General features: G+C 46.7%; 17 protein-coding genes. 2 read left to right on the forward strand and 15 right to left on the reverse strand.

The window, feature by feature from the left end:
- Positions 1-359: 359 nt before the first annotated feature.
- Positions 360-3,119 (forward strand): M16 family metallopeptidase, encoded by a 2,760-nt coding sequence (locus A1OO_RS19005; RefSeq protein WP_017004104.1) that lies wholly within the window; start codon positions 360-362, stop codon positions 3,117-3,119.
- A gap of 63 nt (positions 3,120-3,182) precedes the next feature.
- Here A1OO_RS19005 and A1OO_RS19010 read toward each other — a convergent pair whose 3' ends face one another.
- The 13 genes from A1OO_RS19010 to yceD form a co-directional block, all read right to left on the reverse strand.
- Positions 3,183-3,959: a TatD family hydrolase gene (locus A1OO_RS19010; RefSeq protein WP_017004105.1), complete on the reverse strand. Its 777-nt coding sequence runs from the start codon at positions 3,957-3,959 to the stop codon at positions 3,183-3,185.
- Positions 3,960-4,027: 68 nt separating this feature from the next.
- Positions 4,028-4,993 carry a DNA polymerase III subunit delta' gene (holB, locus tag A1OO_RS19015; RefSeq protein ID WP_016961393.1) on the reverse strand — a complete coding sequence of 322 codons (966 nt, stop codon included), beginning with the start codon at positions 4,991-4,993 and terminating at the stop codon, positions 4,028-4,030.
- A complete protein-coding gene (tmk, locus tag A1OO_RS19020; RefSeq protein ID WP_016961392.1) occupies positions 4,983-5,618 on the reverse strand; it encodes a dTMP kinase in 636 nt (211 codons plus the stop codon). The genes holB and tmk overlap by 11 nt, the downstream gene beginning before the upstream one ends.
- On the reverse strand, positions 5,615-6,628 hold the full coding sequence (gene mltG / locus A1OO_RS19025; RefSeq protein ID WP_017004106.1) for an endolytic transglycosylase MltG: 1,014 nt from the start codon (positions 6,626-6,628) through the stop codon (positions 5,615-5,617). The genes tmk and mltG overlap by 4 nt, the downstream gene beginning before the upstream one ends.
- Positions 6,625-7,434 (reverse strand): aminodeoxychorismate lyase, encoded by an 810-nt coding sequence (gene pabC / locus A1OO_RS19030; protein WP_016961390.1) that lies wholly within the window; start codon positions 7,432-7,434, stop codon positions 6,625-6,627. Before pabC ends, mltG begins: the two co-directional genes overlap by 4 nt.
- 74 nt (positions 7,435-7,508) lie before the next feature.
- Positions 7,509-8,747, reverse strand: a complete 1,239-nt coding sequence (gene fabF / locus A1OO_RS19035; RefSeq protein ID WP_016961389.1) for a beta-ketoacyl-ACP synthase II — start codon at positions 8,745-8,747, stop codon at positions 7,509-7,511.
- Positions 8,748-8,843: 96 nt separating this feature from the next.
- A complete protein-coding gene (acpP, locus tag A1OO_RS19040) occupies positions 8,844-9,080 on the reverse strand; it encodes an acyl carrier protein (RefSeq protein WP_016961388.1) in 237 nt (78 codons plus the stop codon).
- A gap of 157 nt (positions 9,081-9,237) precedes the next feature.
- On the reverse strand, positions 9,238-9,972 hold the full coding sequence (gene fabG, locus A1OO_RS19045) for a 3-oxoacyl-ACP reductase FabG (RefSeq protein ID WP_016961387.1): 735 nt from the start codon (positions 9,970-9,972) through the stop codon (positions 9,238-9,240).
- Positions 9,973-10,032: 60 nt separating this feature from the next.
- On the reverse strand, positions 10,033-10,956 hold the full coding sequence (gene fabD, locus A1OO_RS19050; RefSeq protein ID WP_017004107.1) for an ACP S-malonyltransferase: 924 nt from the start codon (positions 10,954-10,956) through the stop codon (positions 10,033-10,035).
- 13 nt (positions 10,957-10,969) lie between these two features.
- Positions 10,970-11,935 carry a beta-ketoacyl-ACP synthase III gene (locus A1OO_RS19055; RefSeq protein WP_016961385.1) on the reverse strand — a complete coding sequence of 322 codons (966 nt, stop codon included), beginning with the start codon at positions 11,933-11,935 and terminating at the stop codon, positions 10,970-10,972.
- 5 nt (positions 11,936-11,940) lie between these two features.
- Positions 11,941-12,966, reverse strand: coding sequence for a phosphate acyltransferase PlsX (gene plsX, locus A1OO_RS19060; protein ID WP_016961384.1), 1,026 nt, complete (start codon positions 12,964-12,966; stop codon positions 11,941-11,943).
- Between the two features lie 9 nt (positions 12,967-12,975).
- A complete protein-coding gene (gene rpmF / locus A1OO_RS19065) occupies positions 12,976-13,146 on the reverse strand; it encodes a 50S ribosomal protein L32 (protein WP_016961383.1) in 171 nt (56 codons plus the stop codon).
- Positions 13,147-13,151: 5 nt separating this feature from the next.
- On the reverse strand, positions 13,152-13,682 hold the full coding sequence (gene yceD / locus A1OO_RS19070) for a 23S rRNA accumulation protein YceD (RefSeq protein WP_016961382.1): 531 nt from the start codon (positions 13,680-13,682) through the stop codon (positions 13,152-13,154).
- Positions 13,683-13,918: 236 nt separating this feature from the next.
- On the opposite strand from yceD, the gene A1OO_RS19075 reads away from it, so the two are divergent.
- Positions 13,919-14,503: a Maf family protein gene (locus A1OO_RS19075; RefSeq protein WP_017004108.1), complete on the forward strand. Its 585-nt coding sequence runs from the start codon at positions 13,919-13,921 to the stop codon at positions 14,501-14,503.
- Positions 14,504-14,595: 92 nt separating this feature from the next.
- On the opposite strand, the gene A1OO_RS19080 is transcribed toward A1OO_RS19075, so the two are convergent.
- Complete coding sequence (locus A1OO_RS19080; RefSeq protein WP_017004109.1) at positions 14,596-15,237, reverse strand: HAD family hydrolase; 642 nt, start codon at positions 15,235-15,237, stop codon at positions 14,596-14,598.
- Entirely contained in the window at positions 15,227-16,183 is a 957-nt protein-coding gene (gene rluC, locus A1OO_RS19085; RefSeq protein ID WP_016961379.1) for a 23S rRNA pseudouridine(955/2504/2580) synthase RluC, read from the reverse strand. The genes A1OO_RS19080 and rluC overlap by 11 nt, the downstream gene beginning before the upstream one ends.
- Positions 16,184-16,291: the final 108 nt, after the last annotated feature.

Here is a 16,291-nt window from a genome sequence, read left to right on the forward strand (position 1 = left end):
ATTAATATAGGCCTGCTGTTACAGAGACTCTATGTAACATGACATGGGTATTCAGAAACCAAATATAGATCACATCAGACACTGAGATAATAGCATTTTTGATACTATCTAAATCATTGATTAAAATTAATTTTTTATGAATATGGAGTACTTAACACCCAAGTGGGTTTGTGCCAGGGGATCGAGGAAGGAACGTTATTTCATGTAACGAAATAACGCTTAATTTTATCTCTTAGTTACATAGTATTGCACAGATTTTAAGACTTGCCTGTCGCATTTTCAGACCAATAACATGATTGCGATGTATTCGATTGTGTAGATTACGTTGAACTGCTTATGGAAGAGAAAAGACCAACGTGATGAAACGACTATTTGTATTGCTCCCCGTTGTTTTTATTGTCGCATGCAACACAACACTGCTTAACGACCCGATCGCACCTGACACATCTTGGCAGCACACAACATTAGAAAACGGTTTGAACGTGCACATACGAAATCAAAAAGGTGCGCCAGTCTCCATCCGCCTTCTCGTTCACACGGGTTCAATCGACGAAGATAAGGACCAAAAAGGATACGCGCACTTTCTTGAACACATGGCATTCAATGGCAGTGATAACTTCCCAAAAAACGATGTCATTAAGCTGTTTGGCGATGCTGGGCTCAACTTTGGACAACACCTCAATGCGTTCACTTACCATGATTGGACGTTCTACAAGCTAGATTTGCCAGATAACAGCCATTTGCCGCATGCGCTCGATTGGTTCAAAGATATTTCCACAGGCTTAACCCTGTCTCCTGATGCGGTCAACGCAGAAAAAGGGGTCGTACTCGGCGAACTTCGTCGACAAGAGGCATCTAAAGGTTCAATCAATTTCAAAGCCCACATGGCATTAGCGGAAGATGCTTATGAAGGGAATGTTAATGTCCTTGGCTCTCGCGAGTCGATAACCAATATTTCCACGGAAAGATTACAAGACTACTATCAGGCCAACTATACACCTAATCGCACCGAGCTAGTCATTAGCGGTGATATTGACAAAGCAAACATAGAAACGCTTATTCGCTCAACATTTGGTCGCTGGACCAACCAAGAGAACACCAATAGAAACAGTCAACTCGCCCAATTTAATCCCGAGCCACTCACTCTCACCACTGCCGACAGTGAATTCCCATCTTTCACGCTCATTTTCAAACCAGAACAAAATGCGTTAACTGAAGGTGTTCACTTTGAGCAATATGCCAATCAAGTGATGCTTGCCAACGCCATCAACACACGTTTGAATGACAGAGCATCAGACACACAAGCCCCCGTTCAATTCGTTTCAAGTTCGACGGCTTATTGGCTTGGTTTACCCCAGCTAACAATTAGTGTGGCTTTTGAACCCAACAATCGCGACGCGGCGATGACATTTCTAGCACATGAACTCGCTACCCTCAGGGATCATGGCCTCAGCTCACTTGAAATCGATGCGCAAGAAACCGCTTTTGCCAATAAAGAGCAAAATATGAAGGAAAACTGGGCAGCGAGGGATTTTGCTGACGAGAAATTGAATAACCTAATAAACAACACTCAAACGCTTTCTCAAGATCAGCGCACTGAACTTTCTAAACGCTATGTCACTCTTGCGGACAAAGAATACTTCAACAAACAGTTGCGTCTTCTGCTAGGTAAAAAAGACGTTAAGCCCATTACGGGACTCGCGTTCAACCAAGCCCTAGATGGAAACACGAACAAGCAAGTCGCTGCTAATTTAAAAGCCTTTAACGACACCTTCCAAGCTAAAGGCCAACGACTGATACTCCCTGACGCCATTGACGCATTCCCTCAACCTGAGACAAAAGGCGATATTACCGCGATGGTATCCGTTGCGCCGGATACCACCAAGTTCACGTTGAGCAACAATGTCACGGTGTATCTCAGACATATGCCTGATGCCGGAGACACCGTCTACCTCTATGCCGGATCGCAAGGCGGTATCGCTTCGCTACCCCAAACATTAAGGCCTGCCGCTTATATGTCACCTGGCGCCTACGCGCTGACAGGATTAGGTGGAATGTCATCCACTGACTTCAATCGGTTTATGGTCAAAAACAAAAGCTATTTAGAACCCATGATTGATGAAAATAGGCATGGTATTTACGGGGAAGCACCGCGAGAATCTTTGCCAGTGCTTTTAGCGGCTCTTCATCAAGCCTATCAGCATGCAACCGTGGATAAAGTAAAGTTTGAACAACACAAAGCGACGTTTGTGGCCAACCAAAAGCAATTCCATGATTCTCTCGATGGCAAGTCGTACTCTTCTTTTAACAAAAGCATATATTCGCCATCGTCACCGAGATATGGCTTCGATCCAGAACAATATCAAGCAGTCACAGTAGAACAAGTCAAAGATGCCTATCAACAGCTTTTTCAGGTTAACCGAGGGCTAACCATCGTGATCGCAGGTAACCTCTCAGAAGACGAGCTAAAGCCATTGGCACGCACATATCTCGCAGGTATTACGTTTGATGAAAAAGCCCCCAAGCCGAAGTACGACCTAGGCATCAAAACGTCGAAAACTGAGATCGTCTACGCCTTCGGCCCTCGCGGTAATAACGTCGAATTTGTTACTGTATTGACAAATTCAGCCCCAGCCAAAACAACCCGCGATCGGTTCATTGGCGATATGGCGGGCCGTATTATGACGCAAAGATTACTTGAAGATATTCGCGAAGAGGCGAGTTTGGACTATTACCCGTACTCCTTTGTAATGTGGCCTGATGGCGCAAAACAGCAGATGTTTATGTTTGTATCGAATGTGTCATTGCTCAAGCGCGAGCAGGCGAAAGATCGCATTGGTCAGGTCGTTGACTCGTTAGGAGATGGCATTACAGAACAGGAGTTCTCAAGCACCGTCGCCCAGCTTTCTCAAGCACTGAAAGATGGACTTATTCTCCCCAAAGAACAAGCGAGAATGATGCTTGACTACGTGCTATACGGTTCAGATCCTTTAGCCGTCATCAACCCTGACGCCATGCTGGAAGCCATTACTAAAGAAGAGTTAGAAAGCTATATGGCAGGTTTCGTGAGTAAAAATGCTATTCGCTATGAGATAACAAATTTGCCTTCAGCAAACTAAAAAGAAGCCGGGCATCAGCCCGGCTTCTTTTTATCAATCTGTAAAATCAAACTTTCAGTGTCTCTATCGCTTCGCTTGAGAGAACAACTTAAAGAAGTTCTCAGTGGTGACTTTTGCCACTTCCTCACCGGATACGCCCTTCAGCAAACCGACATAGTCAGCAACTTCTTTCACGTAAGCAGGTTGGTTTTCTTTGCCGCGATACGGGATCGGCGCCAAATACGGTGAATCTGTCTCCACCAGCAGTTTTTCCAGCGGCAGGCGGCGCACCACGTCTTTCAGTTCGGACGCTTTATTAAACGTTACAATGCCTGAAATTGAGATATAGAAACCCAGCTCAATCGCGGCTTCTGCCATCTCAAAACTTTCAGTAAAGCAGTGGAGCACACCCCCCACATTCTGAGCATTCTCTTCACGCAGTATTTGCAACGTGTCTTCACGGGCCATGCGTGTGTGAATAATAAGGGGCTTATTCAACTCTACTGCAATACGTACATGCTGACGAAAAGCGTCTTTTTGTTTATCTGCTAACTCTGGCTGATAGTGGTAATCCAACCCCGTTTCACCAATAGCCACAACGCGGTCATCAGACGCCAATTGTTTCAAGATCTCGTAATCGAAGCCTTCTTCAATATCGAGCGGATGAACCCCACAAGACGCAAACACGTTATCAAACGGGCGAATCAACTCCATCATGTTTGGGAAGCTTTTTAGCGTCACGCCGACAGACAGTAAATAATCAACACCGCGCACTTTGGCCTTTTCGACCACGTCAGCAACATCGGTGTGTAATTCGTCATAGTTAAGTTTGTCGAGGTGGCAATGCGAGTCGACTAGCACGTCACTTTCTCCGGTTAGCAAAATGATTGAAGCGCGGGATTATACGGTAATCTTCGCGCTAAATTAATTTATTCATTGAAGCCTGATAACCAGCGACTCAGGAGAAGTTCACTGTTCAGCCCTGTGTGTCTGGCAAGTTCAGCTTTCAACTTGTTTAAGGCCATCAACTGAGACGTAATCTTCGATGGGTTAACAGCCTTACTAATGGCATTGAGTTGTGCGGTTGAATCACAATGCACAATAGCCTCTTGAGACCCTTGCTGAGTCTTCATCACATCAAGCAATAAGAAGCTTAGCCAGTTCAAGCCATCTCTCTGGGCCTTCGCCAGCAGATCCGTCAGCGTAAATAAGCCTTGTTGTGTAGAAACAAAGCTAACGAAAGCACTCAGCAAGGCTTCGTGTTTACCAACGTTGCCATTTTCTATAAAGGCTTTCGCCGCCAAAGGAGCGCCACGGTTGATGCGAATAACCTGCAAAGGCACAGAGTCAAACAACCCACTTTCAACCCAACGCTTCACCACCGCTTCTTCTGGCAGTTTAGGTTTCCATTTATTACAACGACTGACAACTGTAGGCAACATGCTGTCCATGGACTCGCAAAGCAAGATAAAGTGGCAGCTTGCAGGCGGTTCTTCGAGGGTTTTGAGTAGCGCATTCGCAGCAGCTTCACCCATACTGTCTGCGTTTTGAACCAAGATGACGCGTTCACCGCCAAGTTGCGACGTTTCCCACGCATACTTGTTTCCCGCTCGAACCGCATCGACGCCCAGCTGTTTGCCTTCCGCTTCTGGCTTTAGCCAATGGAAATCAGGATGGGTGTCGGCATCAAATAACTGGCAGCTATGACAAACACCGCAAGGTTCGGTCACGCCATTTTTACACAAAATCGTTTTTGCGAGCGTGGCGGCAAGCGCTAACTTACCACTCCCTTTCGGGGCGCTCAGCAATACTGCATGGTGCAGGCGATCTTGACCCAGCAAGTGTTGCCAGTTTTGCCATAGCTCTTGATGCCAAGGATACAGGTTAGCCTGCATGATTCAGCCACGTTTCTAATGCATTGCGAATGTCTTTAGTGACGTTTTCAATCGACTGTGATGCGTCGATAATCACAACACTGTCATCAGCATTCGCCATTTCTAAGTAACGCTCACGAGTACGGTGGAAGAAATCAAGTTGCATTTTTTCAATGCGATCGAGTTCTCCACGTGCTTTAGCACGAGAAAGGCCAATCGCAGGATCGAGATCCATGTATAAGGTAAAATCTGGACGAAAGTCCCCAAGCACGGTATCACGCAGGTTTTGCATCAAGGCTTTATCAAAGCCACGACCACCCCCTTGATAGGCTTGCGAAGACATATCATGGCGATCACCCACTACATAAGCGCCGCGTGTCAACGCAGGCTTAATGACATTGTCGACCAATTGAATCCGTGCCGCATAGAGCAACAACAGCTCAGCCATGTCCGTCAAAGGCTCATCAGGGTGCCCTTCTTTGACCAGCGCACGCATTTGCTCAGCCAACGGCGTACCGCCGGGTTCGCGCGTTGTTTCAATATCTGAAATCCCACAGTCTTTCAGGGTTTCAATCACGTTATGGATAGCGGTAGTTTTCCCCGCACCTTCCAAACCTTCTACGACGATAAATTTTCCGTTATTCATTGGGCTCTTAATATCTTGAGATACTGTCTTACTGCACGGTTATGTTCCGCGAGCGTTCTAGAAAACGTGTGTCCGCCGAGACCATCGGCAACAAAATAAAAATACGGGGTATCCGATGGATTAGCGGCAGCAATAATGGACGCCTTACCCGGCATCGCAATCGGTGTAGGTGGCAATCCGTTAATCGTATATGTGTTGTAAGGCGTTGGCGTGCGCAAATCTTTCTTGCGAATATTGCCATCATACTTATCGCCCATACCGTAAATCACTGTTGGGTCCGTTTGTAGTCGCATACCCTTGTTTAATCGGTTAACGAATACAGACGCCACCTTTTCACGTTCTCGGTCTACTGCCGTTTCTTTTTCAATGATCGACGCCAGCGTTAATAAATCATACTCCGATTTAATCGGTAGGCCTTCTTCACGTGTTTCCCATGCTTGTTGTAACGCATTTTGAAGCTGGCTTGATGCACGTTTCAGGAGCGCCATATCACTTTCACCCGCCACATAATGGTAGGTTTCAGGTAGCAGCAGCCCTTCAAGTTTATCAACGTTCACACCCAATGCTTTAGCAATGTCAGCTTCTGACATGTCCGCGGTGTCATGCGTAATTTGAGGGGTTTCAGCTAACTGCTTACGCCATTCTTTAAACGTACTGCCCTCAACAAAGGTAATCGCAAACTGGTGCTCTTTGGCTGAAAGCGCTACAACAAACACATCAGCTAATGTCATACCCGGCTGAATTTGATAGGTACCCGCTTTTAGTCGCGTCAGTTCCGGATGTGTTTTTGCTGCCCAACGTGCCCACTGAGAGCTTGGAATAACGCCTTCTGAGACAAGCTTACGCGTGAAAGAGTGGTAGTTTGAGCCTTCTGGTACTTTGATCAATTGGCTTTGTTCAATTTCAATGGGCTCATTCACATAGCTTTCAATTTGACCATGTACCCAATATGCGCCGCCCATTGCAGCTACAACGAAAAACAATAAAATCAGGGCGATTTTTTTTATCACGCACTCAACCTCAAGGTAATTGCTCTACATGCTAAAAAACTGCTGTAGAATGTTTTTTCTACACAACGAACAGGCACTAATCCCATCACTGCATTGGTTATAAATATTTCATCTGCATCGATAAGCACGTCTGGTTCAGCAGAAACAATACTGACGTGAAACCCTTCTCCGGGCGCCGCGTTGATCACTTCTGCGCGCATTGTACCTTCAACGCCCGACAACGAAAGGTCAGGCGTAAACAAGTTATCGCCTTTTCGCCAAAATAAATTAGACGCAGACGTTTCAATCAACTTGCCATTGAGATCGCAAACCACGCCGTCATCAAGACCTAAAGCGTCGACTTCTTGCTTAATCAACACTTGCTCAAGCCGATTAAGGTGTTTTAGACCAGCAAGAGGCGACAAACCAAGACGCTGCTGCAACATTCCCATCTGAATACCCTTTTCACGCCATTGTTTATAATGCGCAGGGGAAGGATGGGACGATACGACAACATTTGGGGTTTGGCAGCCTTGAGGGCTGTATCCTCGCCCGCCGCTACCGCGCGTGATCAAGATTTTAACGATCACCTCTGCCTTATCCTTCTGAGAAAGCGAGACTGATTCAGCCCAAGCGGTCAGCAAATCCCAATCTATGCCTTGAATACCGAGCGTTTCAGTATTTGACATCAAACGCGCCAAATGAAGTGGCCATGAACGCAACACGCCGTGGTTTGACAGCATGGTGGTATAACATCCATCACCATATTGCAGCCCCCTATCCGACAACGGCAGGTGATCAGAAGCTTGTCCGTTGAGCAGGATCATCGTTCATCCTTGAAATGCAGATAAAAAAACGGCCCGATATCAACTATCGAGCCGTTCTAGTCTATCAAAAAAACTTACATTTTTTTGAAGATTAACGAGCCATTTGTGCCACCAAAGCCGAAAGAGTTACAGAGTGCATACTCCATGTTCACTTGGCGTGCTTCGTGAGGAACGTAATCAAGATCACAACCTTCATCAAGATTATCGAGGTTAATCGTTGGCGCTACCGCCTGATCAACCAAAGACATGATGGTAAAGATAGATTCAGCAGAGCCCGCAGCACCCAACAAGTGACCGGTCATCGACTTAGTCGAAGACACCATAGTTTTGTCAGCCGCTGCACCCATTGCTAAACGAATGCCTTTGGTTTCAGCCACATCCCCCGCTGGAGTAGACGTACCATGCGCGTTAATGTAACCGATATCTTCCGGTGTGATGCCTGCATCGCGGATCGCTGCTTTCATTGCCAGCGCACCGCCTGAACCGTCTGCACTTGGCGACGTCATGTGGTACGCGTCTCCGCTCATACCAAAACCGACTAATTCACAGTAGATTTTCGCGCCACGTGCTTTAGCAAACTCGTATTCTTCAAGAACGATCACACCAGCACCATCACCCAGAACAAAACCGTCACGGTCTTTATCCCACGGGCGTGATGCCGACTGTGGATCATCATTACGGGTAGACAGTGCTTTAGCCGCGGCGAAACCACCGATACCTAGCTCTGTAGAGGCTTTTTCTGCACCACCGGCAACCATTGCGTCAACATCACCATATGCAATCATACGGGCAGCGTGACCGATGTTGTGAAGTCCAGTAGTACAAGCCGTTGAAATCGCGATGTTTGGACCGCGAAGACCGTAATTAATTGAAACGTGACCGGCGATCATATTAACGATGGTCGACGGTACAAAAAATGGACTAATTTTGCGTGGGCCTTTTGCGACATACGCACGGTGGTTGGACTCAATTAAGCCAAGGCCACCAATACCAGAGCCGATGGCAACACCAATGCGCTCTGCATTCTCTTCTGTGACTTCTAAACCTGAATCTTCAAGTGCTTGCACACTTGCAGCGATACCGTACTGGATAAACAAATCCATTTTTTTGGCATCTTTCTTAGAGATGTAATCTTCACAGTTGAAATCATTCACCATCCCAGCAAATTGGGTTGCGAAACCAGTGGTATCGAAATGTTGGATGGTTTGAATGCCGCTTTGGCCAGCCAGCAAGGCTTTCCAAGAAGATTCAACGGTGTTACCTACAGGTGATAACATCCCCATGCCAGTGACTACAACACGACGCTTAGACACGATGATATTCTCCGAGAAAAGGTGTTATTTGAAATTTTCGGGGTCTTAGAAAAAACTCAGGCGGTCAAGTGACCGCCTGGAAGGATCTTGTTCTGATTACTCAGACGCGCCTACAACGTAATCAATCGCTGCTTGGACGGTAGTGATCTTCTCTGCTTCTTCGTCTGGAATCTCGGTATCGAATTCTTCTTCCAGAGCCATTACCAACTCAACGGTGTCCAGTGAGTCTGCACCTAGGTCGTCTACGAAAGATGCTTCGTTTTTAACTTCAGCTTCGTCTACGCCCAATTGCTCAATGATGATTTTTTTAACGCGTTCTTCGATGTTGCTCATATTAATACTATTCCTTACAAGATTCGCAGATGCGATATGTGCAGTAGTTTATTCAATAATGTGGACTTTGCAACACCCTATATGCTGGTCAAACCACGATATGCTCGATAAACAGCCGGAGTTTGACCTGTATCATTTAGTGTTGCAACTTTAATGTTTAAATCATGTACATGCCGCCGTTAACATGAAGTGTCTCACCTGTGATATATGCTGCATCCGCAGACGCAAGGAATGCGACTGTGGCAGCAATTTCACGTGGGTCACCCAATCGTCCAGCAGGTACTTGAGCAAGTGTTGCTGCACGCTGATCATCGTTCAGCGCTTTTGTCATATCGGTTTCGATGAAACCTGGAGCAACAGTATTTACGGTAATTCCGCGCGATGCAACTTCACGTGCCAGAGATTTGGTGAAACCCACAACTCCAGCTTTTGCCGCTGAGTAATTCGCTTGTCCTGCATTGCCCATGGTACCAACAACAGAACCCACGTTGATGATTCGGCCATTACGCTTTTTCATCATTGCACGCAGTACTGCTTTTGACATGCGGAAGATAGACGTCAAGTTGGTGTCCATAATGTCCTGCCACTCGTCATCTTTCATACGCATCAGAAGGTTATCGCGAGTGATACCTGCGTTATTTACCAGAATATCAATGTCACCAAACTCTTCTTTAATCGCTTTCAACACATCGCCAACAGATTCTGCTGATGTCACATTCAGTGCGAAACCTTTGCCATTTTCACCCAGATAATCGCTGATTGCTGCGGCACCGCTCTCAGAAGTGGCAGTACCTACGACCGTCGCACCACGTTCCACGAGAAGTTCAGCGATAGCACGCCCAATCCCGCGGCTTGCGCCCGTTACAAGAGCAATTTTTCCATTCAGGTTCATGAGTTTTCGTTCCTTTATAACAGCGGTTAGCGATTTAACACTTCCCGCAATTCCTAGAAATTACTTCGCGGCTTCCAGCGATGCTGGATCATTTACCGCCGCCGCATTTAGGTTGCGATCGATACGTTTTGCTAGACCGGTCAATACTTTACCTGGCCCCATTTCCAACAGCAGCGCTACGCCTTGACCAGCCATTTTCTCAACACTTTCAGTCCAACGAACAGGACCGTATAGCTGATGAACTAGTGCGCGTTTAATCGCAGCAGGATCAGTTTCAGCAGCAACGTCAGCATTGTTAATGACAGGAATCGATGGCGCAGAGAAGTCAATGCTTTCAAGTGCAACTGCAAGTTTATCAGCAGCAGGCTTCATCAGCGCACAATGTGAAGGAACAGAAACGGGCAAAGGAAGCGCACGTTTAGCACCCGCGTCTTTACACAGTACGTTCGCTCGTTCCACCGCTTCTTTATTACCAGCGATAACAACCTGACCCGGAGAGTTAAAGTTAACCGGTGACACGACTTGACCTTGTGCAGCATCTTCACACGCTTTCGCAATCGCGTCATTGTCCAAGCCGATGATGGCCGACATTGCGCCCACACCCGCTGGAACTGCTTCTTGCATCAACTCGCCACGAAGTTCAACCAACTTTACCGCTTGTTTGAAATCGATAACGCCCGCACATACCAATGCTGAGTATTCACCAAGGCTATGACCTGCCATGACAGATGGTTGCGCACCACCTTGTTCCAGCCAGACACGCCAGATTGCAACAGAGGCTGTCAACAATGCAGGCTGTGTACGATTGGTTTGGTTTAGATCGGTGTCAGGTCCGTTTTGAACCAATTCCCACAAATCGTAGCCAAGTACGCCAGATGCTTCAGCGAAGGTTTCTTTAACTACCGCAAACTGCTCTGCCAGTGCTGCCAACATACCCACAGCCTGTGAACCTTGGCCTGGAAAAACCACAGCAAAGTTAGACATAACGTTTTCCTTATTAAAATTTAATCAGTGCAGAGCCCCAGGCGAAACCACCGCCAAAGGCTTCCAGCAAAATCGTTTGGCCGCGCTGAATGCGTCCGTCTCGTACTGCTTCATCGAGCGCAGTAGGAACAGAAGCGGCTGACGTATTGCCGTGTCTATCTAGAGTAATCACTACCTGATCCATCGACATTGCGAGTTTCTTCGCGGTAGCTTTGATAATGCGAAAGTTTGCTTGGTGTGGCACAAGCCAATCAATCTCTGATTTATCCATTTGATTTTCATCAAGCGTTTCAGACACGATATTGGCAAGTTGATTGACAGCGACTTTGAACACGTCATTGCCCGCCATTTCCAACCACGCATCTTGCGCAGTAGGGTTGCTCGCAATATCACGTGCTGGATATTTCAATTTCAGCAATTCACCAAACTTACCATCGGCACGAAGATGCGTTGAAATAATGCCTGGTTCATCACTTGCGCTCACAATAGCGGCACCGGCACCATCACCAAACAGGATAATGGTAGAACGATCAGTCGGATCACACTTGTGCGAAAGACGATCAGCACCAATCACCAATGCATTACGCGCCATGCCTGATTTCACGTACTGGTCTGCAACACTCAACGCGTAAACAAAACCAGAACAGGCGGCAGCAATATCAAATGCAGGGCAACCGCTGATCTCCAACATTGCCTGAACATCACAGGCCGATGATGGAAACGCATTTTCACCACTGGTTGTGGCAAAAATAATTAAATCAATGTCTTGCTTGTCAATATTTGCCATTTCAATGGCACGACAGGCAGCGTGATAACCCATAGTTGCCACTGATTCATCTTCAGCAGCAATACGGCGCTCTTTGATACCAGTACGAGCCATGATCCACTCATCACTGGTATCAACCATTTTTTCGAGATCCGCATTCGAACGGATTTGCTCAGGCAAATAACTGCCTGTGCCTAAAATCTTACTAAACATGACGACTAATATTGCCTCTCGAGTAGTACGGCTTCCAAACGGTCACATATTTTTCTAGGTAGTTGCCGTTCGACTTCGTGTACCGCTTCTCCGATAGCGTGTTGGAAAGCGGATATATCAGCACGTCCGTGGCTTTTCACTACAATGCCGCGCAATCCTAACAGACTTGCACCATTGTACTGGTCGGGGTTCAGGTTATTTAGCGCTTTAAATAGGCTACCGAATAACCATTTAGCCACCAGTTTCTTAATTGGGTTCACCAGTATATGCATTTTTAGACTTTCTAAAAATAATCTGGCGACACCTTCACTGGTTTTCAGGCTGACATTACCGACAAATCCATCGCAGACAATCACGTCGGCCTTACCTGTATAAAGTTGATCACCCTCTACATAACCGATGTAATTGACCGCCGAGCACTGTTGTAACATTTCTGAACAGCGCTTAACTAAATCGTTGCCTTTTATTTCTTCTTCACCAATGTTCAACAACGCCACTGACGGTTTATAACCTAGCTGCTCTTCAGCAAGGACCGATCCCATCACGGCAAACTGAAACAAGGTATCAGCATCCACTGACACATTTGCGCCCAGATCGAGCAACCAGCTTTTATGGCTTCCAATCGTTGGGAGCTCTGATACCAAAGCAGGTCTGTCTATACCAGGAAGTAATTTCAGTAACATGCGGGAAAGCGCCATCAAGGCACCGGTATTTCCAGCACTGACGCAAGCATCGGCCTTGCCTTCAGCGACAAGTTCGAGAGCGACACGCATAGAGGTACCTTTGCTCGCACGAAGTGCTTGCGAAGGACGTGTGTCATTGGCAATAGAAGATTCCGCATGAACAATTGATATGCGGGAGGCATTATTTTGACCCAGCAATGTAAGCTGGCGAGTGATCTCAGTGTGATCACCGACGAGTACGACTTTTAACGAAGGGAAATACAACAATGCCTGCACGGAGGCAGGCACTGTTATCTGAGGACCGAAGTCCCCACCCATCGCATCAAGTGCAATGGTTAGACCAGACAAGGCTCAACCTTACTTGTTGATTACCTTGCGGCCACGGTAGAAACCGTCAGCAGTCACATTGTGACGCAGGTGAGTTTCACCAGAAGTTGCATCTACAGACAGTGCACTAGTAGTTAGCGCATCGTGTGAACGACGCATACCACGCATTGAACGTGATTTCTTGCTCTTTTGTACGGCCATTGACCCTACTCCTCGTTACTTTGCTTTAAGTTCTTCAAAACGGCAAATGGATTCGGACGCTCATCAGCAAGCGGGATTTCCCCGAAAACCATACCATCAGCGGTGACTTCGCAGTCAACCTCATCGTGCATGGCAACCTGTGGCAATGCCACCATCAACTCATCTTCGATGAGGTGAAGCAGGTTAATCTCACCATTTTCGTCGACTAATGCCGGCTCATAAGCTTCCGGTAAATTGCCAACCTGATCTTCATTGAAAACCGGGCTGTAAATAAATTCGATATCACAGTGATGCGAGAAAGGCTTCCAACAACGCTGACATTCAAGAGTTACATCGACCTTGGCGTTACCGCTTACAATCTTCAGACCTTGAGCATCAATGTCAAACGAAAGCTTTACATTAGCATCACTAATCACACCTTCAGTTGCCTCAGCAAGACGCTCGAGTTGCTTTCCTGTGATGATGCCATCATAGTCCAGCCGCTTTTGCGCATTCTTAAACGGATCAACCGTCAGTGGTAGCTTTACCTTCTGCATAGGGCGCGAATTCTAGCCTCCAAAGTATCCCGAGTCAAAGAGATTTGTACCTTAACTTCCATATAGATGACAAAAAAAGCCACAATAATTCAGGAAAGGTTAATTTCTGTGCAACAGGTACTTAGCGAAATTAATACCAGAATGGACGCAAACAACGCATGTCCACTCGCCTACGCAAGTGTAAAACATTACACTGACCGCCGTATACGAATAATCTGACAAAGGTGCACCGTTAGATGAATAATCAAACAGTCGTGCTGGCATCTGGCTCTAAATACCGCCAAATGCTGCTTGAAAAACTCCGCATTCCATTCAAATCACATTCACCTGACATCGATGAAGCTGCTTTCGCTGATGAACCCCCCACTGAATTGGTCAAGCGCTTGTCCTATGAAAAAGCCCTCGCCTGTCGTGACGTTTATCCTGAAGCACTCATCATAGGATCCGATCAAGTCTGTGTGATCGACGGAAGGATCCTCGGGAAACCTCACACGCATGCACGTGCTGTTGAACAACTAAAAGCGGCCTCAGGCAAACATGTTACCTTTTATACAGGCCTCACCCTACTCAATGCCAAAAGTGGTCACACACAGACGGATGTTGAGCCTTTTCACGTGCATTTTCGAACGTTAACTGACAGTGAAATTGAAAACTATGTGCAGAAAGAGCAACCTCTCGACTGCGCAGGCAGTTTTAAATGCGAGAGTTTAGGCATTGCGTTGTTCACTCGATTAGAAGGAAGGGATCCCAACACTTTGGTGGGTTTACCCTTGATTAGGCTGTGTGAAATGTTGAAAGAAGAAGGTATGAGCATTCTGTAGCATGAGGCTTATTTCTTGCCAGTAGAACGAAGAATCACATGAAAAATCAAATAGAGAGGGCGATTGCCCTCTCTATTGTTTAACTTGAGTGCTTATCTCAATGCATCAAGTGACGCAATAATCGCAACAGGTGAGTAATCCGAAAGTACAGCTTCATCATGTACTCCCCATGTTATGCCAATAGCATCGACGCCTGCCTTTTGTGCCAACAGCATATCGTGAGACGTGTCGCCGACCATGATGGCCTCATGGGGCTGAACATTTAGCTCGTCTAACAACTCAAGGATCATCAAAGGATCCGGTTTTGAGGCCGTAAGATCCGCCGTTCTTGTGGCCGCAAAGAAATGTCCCGTGTCCGTTTCCAGCATGACACGGTCTAAGCCAATACGTGACTTCCCTGTAGCAACCGCGAGCACATAGCCCTTCTCTTTTAATGCAGTTAAAACATCCACCACACCATCGTAAAGTGCATGCGGCGTCGTATTAAAATCACGAAACTGCTCGCCGTAATGTTTTTTCCACTCATCAAGCTTATCTAGCGGTGCATTCGGATAAAGATAGCAATAGCCTTTATCTAAACTTAACCCGATCATTTGCTTGAGTTCATCAGCTGACAATTCAGGCAAACCACCCGTCAAACGGGCAGCCTCCTTCAAACTCGACACGATGCGGGCAACAGAATCCATCACTGTGCCATCCCAATCGAAGATCACTAACTTGTAGTTAGTTAACACGCGGCAATTTCCTTAAGCCTTCTAGGGCTCTCTCTAATTGTTTATCCAACGGCGCAGAGATATCCATCACCTCTTCCGTGCCCGGATGCGTGAACTTGATGTTTGCTGCGTGCAGGAACAAACGGTTTAAGCCAAATTTCTTGGTGTAAGCATCAAAACGCGGATCACCATAACGGTCATCCCAAGCAAGCGGATGCCCAGCATACTGCGCATGAACTCGAATTTGATGGGTACGACCTGTGATTGGGCTCGCTTGAAGCAAGGTCGCCTGATCAAACTGTTCCAGTATTTTAAAACGTGTTTCAGATGCCTTACCATTGGGGTTAACACGAACAATACTGTTTACTTCGTTTTTAAGCAGTGGCGCAGTCACCTTCTTCATCGACGGCTTCCAGCGACCCATGCCAAGAGCGAAATAATATTTCTGTACGGTTTTTTCACGAAACTGCGCCTGAAGATGACGAAGTGCCGAACGTTTTTTTGCAATCAGCAAGATACCAGAAGTATCACGGTCAATACGATGCACCAGCTCAAGAAAACGCGCGTCTGGACGAAGTGCGCGCATAGCCTCAATGGCACCAAAATGGAGCCCACTGCCGCCATGAACCGCAGTTCCGGAAGGCTTATTGAGAACAAGCATGTGATCGTCTTCATAAATCACACATTTTTCTAGCTCTGCCACTCTATCAAGCTTGGTGCTGGGAGCCGCAACCTGCGCCACCTCTGGGATCTTGATAGGTGGAAGACGGATAACATCGCCCGCTTGGAGCTTATACTCCGGTTTTATGCGTTTTTTGTTAACTCGCACCTCTCCTTTACGAAGAATGCGATAAATCATACTTTTAGGTACGTTTTTAAGCCTATTTCGGAGAAAGTTATCGATCCGCTGGCCAGCAATGTCATCAGAAATGTCGATGAATTGCACTTGGGGTTTGTCTGTATTCATAGGACTTCGATTCTACATTGCATCAAAGTAGTTTGCTGCAAAAAAGTGTCCCTGCTATAGTTGCGCCGTAATGCGAGAAAGTTTGCAGCTTTTTTGCACGTCACGACT

Origin of the sequence: Enterovibrio norvegicus FF-33, from assembly GCF_000286835.2 — a bacterium.
In the GTDB taxonomy this organism is placed as follows: Bacteria; Pseudomonadota; Gammaproteobacteria; order Enterobacterales; family Vibrionaceae; genus Enterovibrio; species Enterovibrio norvegicus_A.

Coding starts and splice junctions, on each gene's coding strand:
- yceD (WP_016961382.1), bottom strand. CDS start 13,682: ATGCAGAAGGTAAAGCTACCACTGACGGTTGATCCGTTTAAGAATGCG.
- rluC (WP_016961379.1), bottom strand. CDS start 16,183: ATGAATACAGACAAACCCCAAGTGCAATTCATCGACATTTCTGATGAC.
- rpmF (WP_016961383.1), bottom strand. CDS start 13,146: ATGGCCGTACAAAAGAGCAAGAAATCACGTTCAATGCGTGGTATGCGT.
- A1OO_RS19005 (WP_017004104.1), top strand. CDS start 360: ATGAAACGACTATTTGTATTGCTCCCCGTTGTTTTTATTGTCGCATGC.
- pabC (WP_016961390.1), bottom strand. CDS start 7,434: ATGATCCTGCTCAACGGACAAGCTTCTGATCACCTGCCGTTGTCGGAT.
- fabG (WP_016961387.1), bottom strand. CDS start 9,972: ATGAACCTGAATGGAAAAATTGCTCTTGTAACGGGCGCAAGCCGCGGG.
- A1OO_RS19055 (WP_016961385.1), bottom strand. CDS start 11,935: ATGTTTAGTAAGATTTTAGGCACAGGCAGTTATTTGCCTGAGCAAATC.
- fabD (WP_017004107.1), bottom strand. CDS start 10,956: ATGTCTAACTTTGCTGTGGTTTTTCCAGGCCAAGGTTCACAGGCTGTG.
- acpP (WP_016961388.1), bottom strand. CDS start 9,080: ATGAGCAACATCGAAGAACGCGTTAAAAAAATCATCATTGAGCAATTG.
- A1OO_RS19075 (WP_017004108.1), top strand. CDS start 13,919: ATGAATAATCAAACAGTCGTGCTGGCATCTGGCTCTAAATACCGCCAA.
- holB (WP_016961393.1), bottom strand. CDS start 4,993: ATGCAGGCTAACCTGTATCCTTGGCATCAAGAGCTATGGCAAAACTGG.
- tmk (WP_016961392.1), bottom strand. CDS start 5,618: ATGAATAACGGAAAATTTATCGTCGTAGAAGGTTTGGAAGGTGCGGGG.